10 protein-coding genes are annotated in these 13,729 nt (G+C 67.6%); 3 read left to right on the forward strand and 7 right to left on the reverse strand.

The window, feature by feature from the left end; all coding sequences use genetic code 11:
- Window positions 1–30: 30 nt before the first annotated feature.
- The 7 genes from ACQI5H_RS22140 to ACQI5H_RS22170 form a co-directional block, all read right to left on the reverse strand.
- Complete coding sequence (locus ACQI5H_RS22140; RefSeq protein ID WP_427081433.1) at window positions 31–1,320, reverse strand: pyridoxal phosphate-dependent aminotransferase; 1,290 nt, start codon at window positions 1,318–1,320, stop codon at window positions 31–33.
- Between the two features lie 30 nt (window positions 1,321–1,350).
- Window positions 1,351–4,188, reverse strand: coding sequence for a heterodisulfide reductase-related iron-sulfur binding cluster (locus ACQI5H_RS22145; RefSeq protein WP_427081434.1), 2,838 nt, complete (start codon window positions 4,186–4,188; stop codon window positions 1,351–1,353).
- Between the two features lie 159 nt (window positions 4,189–4,347).
- Window positions 4,348–6,012 carry an Hsp70 family protein gene (locus ACQI5H_RS22150; protein ID WP_427081435.1) on the reverse strand — a complete coding sequence of 555 codons (1,665 nt, stop codon included), beginning with the start codon at window positions 6,010–6,012 and terminating at the stop codon, window positions 4,348–4,350.
- 54 nt (window positions 6,013–6,066) lie between these two features.
- On the reverse strand, window positions 6,067–6,501 hold the full coding sequence (locus tag ACQI5H_RS22155) for a hypothetical protein (RefSeq protein ID WP_427081436.1): 435 nt from the start codon (window positions 6,499–6,501) through the stop codon (window positions 6,067–6,069).
- Between the two features lie 97 nt (window positions 6,502–6,598).
- A complete protein-coding gene (locus ACQI5H_RS22160; RefSeq protein WP_427081437.1) occupies window positions 6,599–7,141 on the reverse strand; it encodes a hypothetical protein in 543 nt (180 codons plus the stop codon).
- Between the two features lie 35 nt (window positions 7,142–7,176).
- Window positions 7,177–7,758 carry a hypothetical protein gene (locus ACQI5H_RS22165; protein ID WP_427081438.1) on the reverse strand — a complete coding sequence of 194 codons (582 nt, stop codon included), beginning with the start codon at window positions 7,756–7,758 and terminating at the stop codon, window positions 7,177–7,179.
- Window positions 7,759–7,886: 128 nt separating this feature from the next.
- Window positions 7,887–9,341, reverse strand: coding sequence for an amino acid permease (locus tag ACQI5H_RS22170; RefSeq protein WP_427081439.1), 1,455 nt, complete (start codon window positions 9,339–9,341; stop codon window positions 7,887–7,889).
- 150 nt (window positions 9,342–9,491) lie between these two features.
- Between ACQI5H_RS22170 and ACQI5H_RS22175 the strand changes: the two genes are divergently transcribed.
- The 3 genes from ACQI5H_RS22175 (at window position 9,492) to grpE (ending at window position 13,692) form a co-directional block, all read left to right on the forward strand.
- The gene (locus ACQI5H_RS22175) at window positions 9,492–10,955 is read left to right on the forward strand and encodes a hypothetical protein (RefSeq protein WP_427081440.1); all 1,464 of its coding nucleotides are present in this window, start codon (window positions 9,492–9,494) and stop codon (window positions 10,953–10,955) included.
- Between the two features lie 206 nt (window positions 10,956–11,161).
- The gene (gene dnaK / locus ACQI5H_RS22180) at window positions 11,162–13,030 is read left to right on the forward strand and encodes a molecular chaperone DnaK (protein ID WP_427081441.1); all 1,869 of its coding nucleotides are present in this window, start codon (window positions 11,162–11,164) and stop codon (window positions 13,028–13,030) included.
- Window positions 13,027–13,692, forward strand: a complete 666-nt coding sequence (gene grpE, locus ACQI5H_RS22185; protein ID WP_427081442.1) for a nucleotide exchange factor GrpE — start codon at window positions 13,027–13,029, stop codon at window positions 13,690–13,692. Before dnaK ends, grpE begins: the two co-directional genes overlap by 4 nt.
- Window positions 13,693–13,729 lie beyond the last annotated feature (37 nt).

Consider the following 13,729-nt stretch of genomic DNA (forward strand, 5'->3'; position numbering starts at 1 on the left):
CGCTCCACCGTAGAGGCGGCCGGAAACCGCCTACTGCCGGTAGCTGGCCAGGAAGTTGCCCAGCCGGTCGATCGCGGCCGCCAGATCGCGGGCCCAGGGCAGCGTCACGATTCGTAGGTGATCCGGTGTGGGCCAGTTGAACCCGGTGCCCTGGGTGACCAGGATCTTCTCCTGCAGCAGCAGATCGAGCACCAGCTGCTCGTCGTCTTCGATGTCGTAGACCTCGGGGTCCAGCCGCGGAAACGTATAAAGCGCACCCTCGGGTTTGACGCAGGACACCCCGGGAATCTCGTTGAGCTTCTTCCACGCGACGTCGCGCTGCTCGAGCAGCCGGCCGCCGGGAAGCACCAGGTCCTCGATGCTCTGGTGGCCACCGAGGGCGACCTGGATCGCGTGCTGGGCCGGAACGTTCGGGCACAACCGCATATTGGCCAGCAGGTTGATGCCCTCGATGAAGCTTTCGGCGTGGTCCTTTGGTCCGGTGATGGCCAGCCAGCCGGCGCGGTACCCGGCGACGCGGTAGGCCTTGGACAGACCGTTGAAGGTCAGACACAGCATGTCGTGCGCGAGCGACGCCACGCTGATGTGCTTGGCGTCGTCGTAGAGGATCTTGTCGTAGATCTCGTCGGCAAGGAGCAACAGCTGATGTTTGCGCGCCAGGTCGACCATCTGGGTGAGGACCTCGCGGCTGTACACGGCGCCCGTGGGGTTATTCGGGTTGATCACCACCAGCGCCTTGGTGCGCTCGGTGATCTTGGATTCGATGTCGGCGATGTCCGGCTGCCACGCCTGCGTCTCGTCGCACAGGTAGTGCACGGGGGTGCCGCCCGCCAGGGAGGTCGACGCCGTCCACAGCGGGTAATCCGGCGACGGGATCAGCACCTGGTCGCCGTTGTCCAGCAGGGCTTGCAGCGTCATGGTGATGAGCTCGGAGACCCCGTTTCCCAGGTAGACGTCATCGACGTCGAACCGCGGGAAGTCGTCGACCAGCTCGTAGCGGGTGACCACCGCGCGCCGGGCCGGCAGGATGCCCTGCGAGTCCGAGTAGCCCTGCGCGTACGGCAGCGCCTGGATCATGTCGCGCATGATCACGTCGGGCGCCTCGAAGCCGAACGGCGCCGGGTTGCCGATGTTGAGCTTGAGGATCCGATGCCCTTCGGCCTCCAGCCGTGCCGCGTGCTGGTGCACCGGGCCGCGGATTTCGTACAGGACGTCCTGAAGCTTGGACGACTGCGCGAAGGCGCGCTGCCGGTGATGACCTGCGGTATGCAGGTGCAGCTGGTGAGCGGTCACGTCACCTATGGTGCCATCTCTGTCCACCGAAATTTGCTGACAGAGCTCAAACTGTGATCAACGCTTCCCTGGGGGGCGGGCGCCGCGCGCGATGCCCAGCCCCTTAACAGGCGCGGCGGGTGCCGGCGGCGGGGCCGCCTCGCCGTCGGCGTCCTCGGACGGCTCCTGCTCGGCTTTCGCTTCCGGTTGCTGCTCGGCCGGCGTTGGCTGCGCGGGAGCGGCGGGCGCGGCTTTCTTGGCGCCGGGCCGTTTGGCGCCCGCGGCGATACCCAACCCCTTCACCGGCGCCGCGGGTGCGGCGGGTGCGTCGGGCGTGGCCGGGGCCTCGGCTTCCGCGGCCGGCGCGCTTTGCTCGGCCGCCGGGGCTGCGGCCTTCTTGGCGCCGGGTTTCTTGGCGCCGGCGGCCAACCCCAGGCCCTTGGCGGGTGCGGCCGGCGCGGCGGGCGGGGCGCTTGCCGACGCTTCGGCCGCTGGCGCCGCTTTCTTCGCACCGGGTCGCTTGGCGCCGCCGGCGATACCCAGCCCCTTTACCGGCGCAGCGGGTGCGGGAGCCTTGGCCGCAGCGGGCTGCTCGGCGGGCTTCGTGGGTGTCTCGGCGGGCGCCTCAGCCGGGGCTTCCGCGGGTGCGCTCGGCGCCGCGGCCTTCGGCGCCGCGGCGGCCCGCTTCTCGGCCTCCTTGGCGGCCGTGCCCTTCGCCGGCAGTGTCGCCTTGTCGTACTCGAGCGACCCCAACAGCACCTGGGCCACGTCGAGCACCTCGACGCCGCTGCGACCCGCCTCCTCCTGCCGGTCGTTGACGCCGTCGGTGACCATCACCCGGCAGAACGGGCACGCGGTGGCGACGGTGGTGGCCCCGGTGGCCAGCGCCTCGTCCACGCGTTCGTGGTTGATGCGCTTGCCGATGTGCTCTTCCATCCACATGCGGGCGCCGCCGGCGCCGCAGCAGAAGCTGCGCTCGGCGTGGCGTGGCATCTCGGTGAACTTCGCCCCGGAGGACCCGATCAGTTCGCGCGGCGCCTCGTACACCTTGTTGTGCCGGCCTAGATAGCACGGGTCGTGGTAGGTGATGTCCTGGGACACGGGGGTGACGGGAACCAGCTTCTTGTCGCGCACGAGGCGGTTGAGCAGCTGGGTGTGGTGCAGCACGGTGTAGTTGCTGCCCAGTTGCCGGTATTCCTTGCCGATGGTGTTGAAGCAGTGCGGGCAGGTGACCACGATCTTGCGGTCGACGGTCTCCACGCCCTCGAACAGTCCGTCCAGCGTTTCCACGGCCTGCTGGGCCAGCTGCTGGAACAGGAACTCGTTGCCCGACCGGCGCGCGGAGTCGCCGTTGCAGGTTTCACCGGTGCCGAGAACCAAGTACTTCACGCCCGCGATGGACAGCAGCTCGGCGACGGCCTTGGTGGTCTTCTTGGCCTTGTCGTCGTAGGCGCCCGCGCAGCCCACCCAGAACAGGTATTCGTAGCCGTCGAAGCTCTCCACGTCCTGGCCGTAGACCGGGACGTCGAAGTCCACCTCGTCGATCCAGTTGGTCCGGTCGCCGGCGTTCTGCCCCCACGGATTGCCCTTGGTTTCCAGGTTCTTGAACAACGTGGACAGCTCGGACGGAAACTCCGACTCCATCATCACCTGGTAGCGGCGCATGTCGACGATGTGGTCGACGTGCTCGATGTCCACCGGGCATTGCTCGACGCACGCGCCGCAGGTGACGCAGGACCACAGCACGTCGGGATCGATCACGCCGCCCTGTTCCTCGGTGCCCACGAGCGGGCGGTTCACCTGCTCGGGACCCGACCCGGGCACGCGGCCGAAGCCGGACTCCGGCACATGATGGTGCTCACCGCGACCCGACTCGACATAGCCGCCCTCGGCGACGGGTTCCTTTTCACCCAACAGATACGGCGCCTTGGCCATCCAGTGGTCGCGCAGGTCCATGATGACGAGCTTGGGCGACAGCGGCTTGCCGGTGTTCCAGGCCGGGCACTGCGACTGGCAGCGCCCGCACTCGGTGCAGGTGGCGAAGTCGAGCATGCCCTTCCAGGTGAAGTCCTCGATCTTGCCGCGCCCGAATTCCGCGTCGTCGGGCGGGTTTTCGAAGTCGATCGGCTTGCCGCCGGACTCGACCGGCAACAGCGGGCCCAACCCGTCGGGCAGCCGCTTGAACACCACGTTGATCGGCGCCAGGAAGATATGCAGGTGCTTGGAGTGCAGCACGATGATCAGGAAGGCCAGCATCACGCCGATGTGCAGCAGCAGCGCGACGGTTTCCAGGATTTCGTTGCCGGTGTGGCCCAGCGGCCGCAGGATCGCGCCGAACAGCTGCGACAGGAACGCCCCGTCACCGTAGGGCAGCGTGCCGTTGTTGACCGCCGACCCGCGCACCAGCACGTACGTCCAGATGACGTTGAAGATCATGAACAGGATCAGCCACGCGCCGCCGGTATGCGAGCCGTAAAACCTTGACGTGCGGCCGATTTCGCGCGGGCTGCGCATGATGCGGATCACCGCGAAGGTGGCGATACCGAGGAACACGGCCGTCGCGAAGAAGTCCTGCAGAAAACCCAGCGCGTCCCATCGGCCGATGATCGGGATGTGGAAGTTCGGCTGGAAGAGCAAGCCGTAGGCCTCGATGTAGACCGTGAGCAGGATGAAGAAGCCCCACATGGTGAAGAAGTGCGCGAGCCCCGGGATCGACCATTTCAGCAGCCGGCGCTGCCCGAAGACTTCGGCGACCTCGGTCCAGACCCGGGTCCCGACGTTGTCGGTGCGCCCGGTCGCCGGCTGGCCGGACATCACCAGCTTGTACAGCCATAGGACCCGGCGGGCCGCCAACGCCCCCACCAACACGGTCATGGCCAGGCCCACTACCAGTCTGATGACGGTCTGCGTGGTCACAGCAGGTCTCTCCCATGCGTCGTTGCTCTAGCGTGCTTTGTTGCCTGCTCAGGCTTGCTCATAGTGACACCTTCGCCGCTTTCGACGCGAGAGAGGTTGCCCTAACCTGCCGTCCGGCGACGCCCCTGGCCTGCGGCTCAGCGCCGCCCGGGAGGCGCGTTAGCGCCCGAACGGAAACTGCGGCAGCGGCAGTCCCCCGCGCGTGGTCGTCGGCGCGGCGGTGGTGGTTACCTGCGACGTCGTGGTCGGCGGGGCCGTGGTGGCCGTGGTGGTCGGCGGCGGGCTGGTCGTCGTGGGCGCCGCGCTCGTCGTGGTGGTGGGGGCTGGGGTCGTCGTCGTGGGCGCGGGCGACTGTGTGGTGTTCGTCGACGGCGGCGGCGGTGGGATCACCGTCACAGTGGGGCTGCTGTTCGGCCCGGTGATGGTGACGGTCTGCGACGTCTGCGGGGGTCCAGGTGCGTTCGTCGGGGCGGTGTTGGTGCGGAGCAGGGTCAGCGCCAACACCACGGCCACCAGCACCGCCGCGATCGCCGCCGCCACGGTCAACACCAGCGCGGTGCGTTTGTACCAAGGCAGCCCGGCGGCCGGCGCGGCATAACGATCCTCTTCGGCGTAGCCCAATCCCGTTGGTTCCCTGCCGTAGCCGGCCGGGTGTTCGGGGCCGGTGTAGGGGACCGGCTCCGCCCCGTAGGCGTCCTGCGACCACGCCAAGGGGACCGGCGGCACGCCCGCTCCAGCTGCGGTGGCAACCGTTTCGGTCGGGTTCTCGACGAGCGGACTCGCGGCGGTCGCCGCGCCAGCCGACGACTGCAGTCCGGCGAGCACCGCGGCGCCGATGGCGGCGCTGTAGACGGGCTGCGGAGTGGTGAGGACCGGCACCTGCAGACGCCCCGACAGTCGCGTGGTGATCAGCGGGATGCTCGCGCCACCGCCGACAATCGCCACGGCGGCGAGGCTGGATCGCGCAATCCCGTTGCGCCGCAACAATTCTTCGACGCTGCCGACAAATCGATCCAGGGGCTGGGCGATGAGTTGCTCGAATTCGCTGCGCGACAGCCCGACGTCCCTGCCGGAACCGTCCCGGATCGTGGCCATTGTGGCCGCCGACAGATGTTCCTTGGCGCGCTGGCATTCGACGAGCAGGCGGGTGAACGACGCGGGCCGCGTGACGCCGGCGGCGGCGCGGGTGGTGTCCGCGTCGGCCGCCGACCGCAGGTGGTTGAGGATGAGCTGATCGATGGCGTCGCCGGAGAAATCCGTATACCGGACCGAAGGACCGGTCTGCTGTGAGTTCGTCGCGGCGTCGGCCAGGGTGACGGTGGTGCCGCCGGCGCCGAAGTCGAACAGAGCGACCGTGCCGCCAGTCGGAAATCCCGGTTTGGCGCGCAGTGCCGTCAGCGCGGTCGTGGCGTCGGAGATCAACGCCGGGGCCACGCCGTTGGCAGCCAGCGTCGGTTGGGCGAAAAACTCGGCACGCAGGGCGGCGTACTGCGCCTCGGACCAATACGCGGGGACGGCCACGGTGATCGGCGACCCGTAGCCGGCCGTGCGCGCCATCGCCTCGAGCGCCTCGACGGTCAGGGCCTCGCCGAGGTATTTGCTTCCGTCGGCTGCCACCAACGAAGCCCGGTCTCCGACCCGCTCGACGAACCCCCGCATCACCAGGCCGGGTTCGGCTGCGTTCGGATTCTCTTCTGGCAGGCCAACTTCGGAGGGCCGCTGGTCGTACACCGTCAGCACGGATTTGCGGACCAGCGGGGCGCTGCCCTCGCGGGCCGCGACCAGGTTGGCCACGCCCAGCGACAACCCGAGCGACTCGCCCATATTGCGCACCCCCGTGTCCGTTGTCTCGCAGGCGAGTCTAGGTGCGCCGCCGCATCACCGGCCCGGCGGCAAGCTGACCTCGGCCGTTGGTGGCGGCGACGTGACCAACGTGGGCACCTCGGGGAAAGCCTCTGGGAAAGCCTCGGGCGGCGGCGACGTGACGACCGACGGTACCTCCGGGAAAGCCTCGGGCGCCGGCGAGTCGATGGTTGCTCCGGCGGCCGCGGCCGTCTCGTCGAGCACCGGTCGAGGCCGCGGAACGACGGGCGCCGCGGTTGTCGGCGTGGTCTCGATTACCGGCGCTGACATGGAGGGACCCTGGGCCAGCTGCAGGACGCCCCAGATGTTGAGTGCGATGAGGACCGCGATGGGGACGCCCCATCCGACCAACGCGATCAGTTTGCGCCAGCGCGGGATCGACTCCGCCGGCTCGGGCTCTTGCGTTCCCCCGATCACGCCAATCGCACGCGGCGGCGCATAGCTCGTCATGGCCGATGACGGTATCGGCGGGCGCAACCCGCGGACCGCTGCCACGCGCGCCCGCCACCGATCAGCGATCAAACCTTGATCGCACCGCAACCTGCCGTCAGCGCAGGGCGGGCGGGACCGTCATGGTTGGCCCTCCCGGAATGGTGATCACCGGCGGAAGCGACGGCATGTGATGCCGATGCGACGGCTGCTGCTGCGTGGGCTGCTGGGTCGGCTGTTGGGCCGGGGGCTCGACCGCACTGCTGCTCGGCGGTGACTCGGTCGTGGTGCTCGGCGACGTCGTGGTGGTGGTCGTCGTGGTTGTGCTGGTGGGGGTGGTCGTGCTGGTACTCGGGACGTGGCTGGTGCCCTGGTCTCCGCCGAGCAGCTGCGTGATGCCGAAAACGATCAACGCGATCAGGATCAGGACGAGCAAGGCCCATCCGAGCAGCATGACCGGCCGGCGGTACCAGGCTGTGGGCTCGGTTTCCTCGTCGAACGGATCGACGGATTGATCCGGTTGGTACTGCCCGGGCGGAGGTTCCCCGGGGGCCTGGCCGGTGGGGGCCGCTTCGGTGGATGGCGGCCGCTCACCCATGCCGAAACCCGCATGCCGGGTCGGTTCGTTGTGGAAGTCGTCCGGCGGGCCAGTGCGTGCCACGGCACCGATGGTACTGACCCCTCCGGCGGGTCAGCTCAGAACGTGTTCACCTTGTCGACGCTGACGAACATTCCGTGCCCGGTGTGGTCGTTGGTGAACCGGGTTCCGTCGGTGCTGGCGTTGATCGTCCAGCCCTGGGCCGCGTACGTCTTGTAGTCGATGGTGACGGTCGGGATGGCCCCCAGGTTGCCCAGCACCCACTCGACGGAACCGCCCGAAGTGATGCTGACGCCGTTGGCGTGCTCGCCGTCTTGCAGCGGAGAGTTGGTGAACGGCGCCTCGCACCCAACGGTGTCCTTGTTGATCTGGCAGCGCGTCACGCCGGACTTGGTTTCGATGAAGACGTAGCCGTTGTTGTCGGGTGGCAGCGGGATGGCACCGGCCGGCGCGGTCGGGCTTGCCGGTGTCGTGCTGGTGGGGGGCGTCGACGACGAAGGCGAGGGGCTCGACGTCGTCGTGGGGAAGGACGGTTCCGTCGGCCCCGTACCCGGCTTGGCGATCGGCCTGCCCTCGATGACGGAGCTGCAGCCGGAAACCAACTCAAGACTCGCCAGCAGGGCCACGACCAGCAGCGAGCCACCGGCCAGACTTCGCTGCGCCTTCCGCGATAACCGCACGCGTTACTCCCCGAGGATCTCAGATATCAGGAAATCAGCGTACGGCCGACATAACGAAAGTTGCTGCAGGCGGGCGGTTATCGATATCGAGCCGATGGCGCAGGTTTACCGCGGTGTGACACCGCGCCTTAAGCCGCCACGGATGGGTCGGTCGGCGGCAGGGCCGGGATCGCGTCGAGCGCGGCGGTCCTGACCCGATGTCGTACCAGGAACCAACCGCCGAAGAGCCCCGGGACGCCGATGATCGTCGCGCCGAGCAGCCACGGGCCCTGCACCTTGTCGAAGAACATCAGGACCACGACGCCGACCAGAAAGGCCAGCGTGAGATAGCCGCTGTAGGGCGAGAGCGGCATCCGGAAATTCGGCCGTTCCACCCTTCCGGCCTTCGCCCACCGGTAAAGCTGCAGCTGGCTCGCCACGATCGTCCCCCACGCGAAGACAATGCCCACGGCGGCGACATGGAGCACGATTTCGAACGCCTGGCTCGGTTTGACGGCGTTGAGCACGATGCCGAACAAACCGACCCCGCTCGTGAGCAGGATCCCGCCGTACGGCACACCGTTCCTCGACATCGGCGCGGTGAACTGCGGCCCGCTGCCGTTGATCGCCATCGAGCGCAGGATTCGGCCGGTGGAATACAGCCCCGCGTTCAAACTCGACAGCGCGGCGGTGAGCACCACGAGGTTCATCACGCTGCCCGCGCCGCTGTAACCCATTTTGGAGAAGAACGTCACGAACGGGCTGACGTGGTCCCGGTAGGCGGTGTAGGGCAGCAGCAGGCCCAGCAGGACCGTGGACCCGATGTAGAAGACCGCGATGCGGAATACCACCGAGTTGATCGCGCGCGGCATGATCTTCTCCGGGTTGGCCGTTTCCCCGGCCGCGATGCCGACCAATTCGATTGCGGCGTAAGCGAACACCACACCCGAGGTGACCAGCACCAAGGGCAGCAGGCCGGTGGGTAACAGGCCGCCATGGCTGTCCCACAGCCCCGTCCCGGTGTCATGCCCGTCGACCTTGTAGCGCCCGACCACAATGACCGTGCCGACGACGAGGAAGGTCACCAGCGCCAGCACCTTGACCAGCGAAGCCCAGAACTCCAGCTCACCGAAGGCCTTGACCGAGATCAGGTTCATCGACAACACCAGCACGAGCGCGATCAACGCGAGGGCCCACTGCGGGACGACCTGCAACGCTTTCCAGTAGTGGCAGTAGTGGGCAATCGCGGTGGTATCCACGATGCCCGTCATCGACCAGTTGAGGACATACATCCAGCCGGCGACGAAAGCCAGCTTCTCCCCGAAGAATTCGCGGGAGTAGGACACGAACGATCCCGACGACGGGCGGTGCAGCACCAGCTCGCCGAGCGCGCGCAGGATCAAGAAGACGAAGATGCCGCAGATCCCGTAGACCACGAACAGCCCGGGCCCCGCCGACGCGAGCCGTCCACCGGCACCGAGGAATAGGCCGGTTCCGATGGCGCCACCGAGGGCGATCATCTGTATCTGGCGATTTTTGAGGCCCTTGTGATAGCCCGCGTCTTCGCGCGCGAGCCGCGCGGCGGCGCTGTCTGGCTCTGACATCGAGCTCCTGCCGTGGTGGCTTCGGGAAAGCTCAGGCTAACCCATGGCTGTGCCGCACGCTCGTCAGCGGGAACGAAAGCTCGTGCGTGCACGTTGTGGTTCGATCGGCGGGAATGGGCAAACCCAGCGCGGGCTGACGACGGGAGAAAAGTGACACGACGACTCGGCGGCCTCCTGGCGCTTCCGCTTATCTGGGCGCTGGCGGCCCTGCTGGCTTGGCCGGCGCACGCCGACACCTACACCGACGCGCTGGTGGCCAAGTTCAATGCCCAGACGCACGTGGTCGCCGACCCGGCGGCGAGCCCGCCGTTGCAGAACCCCGACAGCCTGAACGAGCAGATCCTCACCGGCCGGTGGACGTGGAGTTCGACCCCGCCCGTCTGGGTGGCGGCGGTGACACCCGCCCAAACCGGCATCACCACGCCGGACGCCATCCACGACGTCATGGTGCGTCGCAATCCCGACTTCAGCGGCGTCATCCTGGTCATCGACGCCAAGGGCTACCACGTGCGCGCCTACAACGTGCCGAAGGCCATCGCGGACAACGTCGACCGACTCATGGGCCAGGCGGCCAGGGATAACCGCAACGACCCCCGCGGCGCGGCCCGTCAGTTCGTCGCCAGGCTGACCGCCGTGCAGGTGGCTTCCGGCGCGCCGGCAACGAGCTCCCCGGTGGTGCACCAGAAGCACACCAGCTGGACGTGGCTGTGGGTGCTGCTGGCCATCGTCGCCCTTGCGCTGGTGACGGTCGGCCTGATCTCATTCGTCGCGAGCCGGAATCGTAAGCGCCGCAAGGAGTCCGAGGCGCGAGAGCAGTTCAAGCAGGAACTGATCGCGGCGGAATCCGACGTCGCCGACCTCGACAACGCGGTGCTCGCCGAGAGCACCCCGGACGTCAGCGCGGAGCAGTTGAAGGCCAATGCCGGCCTGCACGACGCCCGCCAGGCATCCGAGACGGGGGACTACACCGCGGCGCTGGCACACCTCAGGGCGGTGCGGTCCACGGTGGACAAGGCCGACCGGAAGCTCAACCCGGCGAAGTACGCCGCGAACGCCGAGGAAGATCCCAAGCAGGCGCAGGTGCGGGCGAAGAACCCGGACACCGGGCAGTACGTCACGATCAACAACAACGACTATCGGGCGGTGCCGCAACCGGGCTACCCGCACTACTACGGCGGTGGCTACTACAACGGGATGTTCTTCAATCCCGGCTACTACCCGTATGCGTTCTGGGGTCCGGGCTGGGGCTGGGCTGTCGCCGATGTGGTGTTGCTCGACGCGCTGCTGGACGACCGTTGGGGCGGCGGCTACGGCGGCTACGAGCGCGGCTTCGAAGCTGGCCGGGATCCGGCGTTCGCGGACTCGGGCTTCAACAGCGGTCAGTCCGCCGGCTACGACAGCCAGCAGGCCAACGTCGGATTTGACGGGGGCTACTCGAGTTCCGGCGGCGACGTCGGATTCGGCGGCGGTTACGACTCCAGCGGCGGCAACTTCGACTTCGGCGGCGGGTCGGACTCCGGCGGTGGCTCGGACTTCGGCGGCGGGTCGGACTTCGGCGGTGGCTCGGACTTCGGCGGCGGCTCCGACTCCGGCGGCGGCGACTTCGGATTCTGAGAGTTCAGACCCCGGGGCCAGGCAATTTCCCGCTGCCGCGGGACCCGGGGAACAACACGCTCTCGCCCGCCGTTAGGATGATCAACAAGTTGAGTGACCCAGGCTCAATTCTGGGTTGACACCCGGAAGCCCGAAAGGGCAGGCTTGAGTGGGGTTCACTCAGCATAGTGCCACCAAAAAGCTCTACACACTCAGGAGGAATCACTATGGCTCGTGCGGTCGGTATCGACCTCGGGACCACCAACTCCGTCGTCGCGGTACTCGAGGGTGGCGACCCTGTCGTCGTCGCAAACTCCGAGGGCTCACGGACCACTCCGTCCATCGTCGCGTTCGCGCGCAACGGCGAAGTGCTCGTCGGCCAGCCCGCCAAGAACCAGGCGGTGACCAACGTCGACCGCACCGTGCGGTCGGTCAAGCGGCACATGGGCACGGACTGGTCCATTGAGATCGACGGGAAGAAATACACCGCGCAGGAGATAAGCGCCCGCGTGCTGATGAAGCTGAAGCGCGACGCCGAGGCCTACCTCGGTGAGGACATCACCGACGCGGTCATCACCACACCCGCCTACTTCAACGACGCCCAGCGTCAGGCGACCAAGGAGGCCGGCCAGATCGCCGGACTGAACGTGCTGCGCATCGTCAACGAGCCGACCGCGGCCGCGCTGGCCTACGGGCTGGACAAGGGCGAGAAGGAACAGCGCATCCTGGTCTTCGACCTCGGTGGCGGCACCTTCGACGTCTCGCTGCTGGAGATCGGCGAGGGCGTGGTCGAGGTCCGTGCCACCAGCGGTGACAACCACCTCGGTGGCGACGACTGGGACGACCGCATCGTCAACTGGCTCGTCGACAAGTTCAAGGGCACCAGCGGCATCGACCTGACCAAGGACAAGATGGCGATGCAGCGGCTGCGCGAGGCCGCCGAGAAGGCCAAGATCGAACTCTCGAGTTCGCAGAGCACCTCGATCAACCTGCCCTACATCACCGTCGACTCCGACAAGAACCCGCTGTTCCTCGACGAGCAGCTGACCCGTGCCGAGTTCCAGAAGATCACCCAGGATCTGCTCGACCGCACCCGTCAGCCCTTCCAGTCGGTGATCAAGGACGCCGGCATCTCGGTGTCCGAGATCGACCACGTCGTGATGGTGGGTGGTTCCACCCGGATGCCCGCGGTGTCGGATCTGGTCAAGGAGATGACCGGCGGCAAGGAGCCCAACAAGGGCGTCAACCCCGACGAGGTCGTCGCCGTTGGTGCGGCCCTGCAGGCGGGTGTCCTCAAGGGCGAGGTGAAAGACGTTCTGCTGCTTGACGTTACGCCGCTGAGCCTGGGTATCGAGACCAAGGGTGGCGTGATGACCAAGCTCATCGAACGCAACACCACGATCCCGACCAAGCGATCGGAGACCTTCACGACGGCCGACGACAACCAGCCGTCGGTGCAGATCCAGGTCTATCAGGGTGAGCGCGAAATCGCTTCGCACAACAAGCTGCTCGGCAGCTTCGAGCTGACCGGTATCCCGCCGGCTCCGCGCGGCGTCCCGCAGATCGAGGTCACCTTCGACATCGACGCCAACGGCATCGTGCACGTCACGGCCAAGGACAAGGGCACCGGCAAGGAGAACACGATCAAGATCCAGGAGGGCTCCGGCCTTTCCAAGGAGGAGATCGACCGGATGATCAAGGACGCCGAGGCGCACGCCGAGGAGGACCGCAAGCGTCGCGAGGAGGCCGATGTTCGCAACCAGGCCGAGACGCTGGTCTACCAAACGGAGAAGTTCGTCAAGGAGCAGCGTGAGGCCGAGGGCGGCTCGAAGGTTCCCGAGGACACCCTGAACAAGGTGGACGCCGCTGTGGCCGAGGCGAAGTCGGCGCTCGGCGGCACGGATATCACCGCGATCAAGGCGGCGATGGAGAAGCTGGGTCAGGAGTCTCAGGCGCTCGGACAGGCCATCTACGAGGCCACCCAGGCGGAGTCCGCGCAGGCCGGTGGTGGCGAGCCCGGCGGCGGCGCCGGAGCCGGCTCCGCTGACGACGTCGTGGACGCGGAGGTGGTCGACGACGACCGGGAGGCCAAGTGACCGAAGGCAACCCGCAGGAACAGGTAACCGTTACCGACAAACGGCGGATCGATCCCGAGACCGGCGAAGTACGGCATGTCCCTCCCGGCACCGCGCCGGGAGGGGCGGCGCCGTCCGCCGGTGACAAGGCCGACGAGGCGGGCGCCAAGGTCGCCGAGCTGACCGCCGATCTGCAGCGCGTGCAGGCTGATTTCGCCAACTACCGCAAGCGGGCGCTGCGCGATCAGCAGGCGGCGGCGGATCGGGCGAAGGCCACCGTGGTCAGCCAATTGTTGGGCGTACTCGACGATCTCGACCGGGCACGCGCCCACGGCGACCTCGACTCAGGCCCGCTGAAGTCGGTCGCCGACAAGCTGATGAGCGCGCTGACCGGGCTCGGCCTGGCGGCGTTCGGCGCCGAGGGCGAAGACTTCGACCCGGTGTTGCACGAAGCGGTGCAACACGAGGGCGACGGCGGCGAGGACTCCAAACCGGTCATCGGCACTGTCATGCGGCAGGGCTACCGGCTGGGCGAGAACGTGCTGCGCCACGCCCTCGTCGGCGTCGTCGACACGGTCGCCGAGGACGGCGAAGACTCGGCCGCCGCTGCCGAACCCGTCGAAAGCGAGGCCGAAGCCGAGCCGGCCGATGCGGACGATAACGCCGACACCTCAGGTGACTAAGGCTCAGAATCAAGACAACAACCGAAGAGAAAGGTGG

It is taken from the genome of Mycobacterium heidelbergense, from assembly GCF_050205645.1.
GTDB lineage: Bacteria > Actinomycetota > Actinomycetes > Mycobacteriales > Mycobacteriaceae > Mycobacterium > Mycobacterium heidelbergense_A.

What these genes read in the sequence shown, in the direction of transcription:
- ACQI5H_RS22150 (WP_427081435.1), bottom strand. Translation starts at nt 6,012, where the DNA reads ATGGGCGAGTCGCTCGGGTTGTCGCTGGGCGTGGCCAACCTGGTCGCG.
- ACQI5H_RS22155 (WP_427081436.1), bottom strand. Translation starts at nt 6,501, where the DNA reads ATGACGAGCTATGCGCCGCCGCGTGCGATTGGCGTGATCGGGGGAACG.
- ACQI5H_RS22170 (WP_427081439.1), bottom strand. Translation starts at nt 9,341, where the DNA reads ATGTCAGAGCCAGACAGCGCCGCCGCGCGGCTCGCGCGCGAAGACGCG.
- dnaK (WP_427081441.1), top strand. Translation starts at nt 11,162, where the DNA reads ATGGCTCGTGCGGTCGGTATCGACCTCGGGACCACCAACTCCGTCGTC.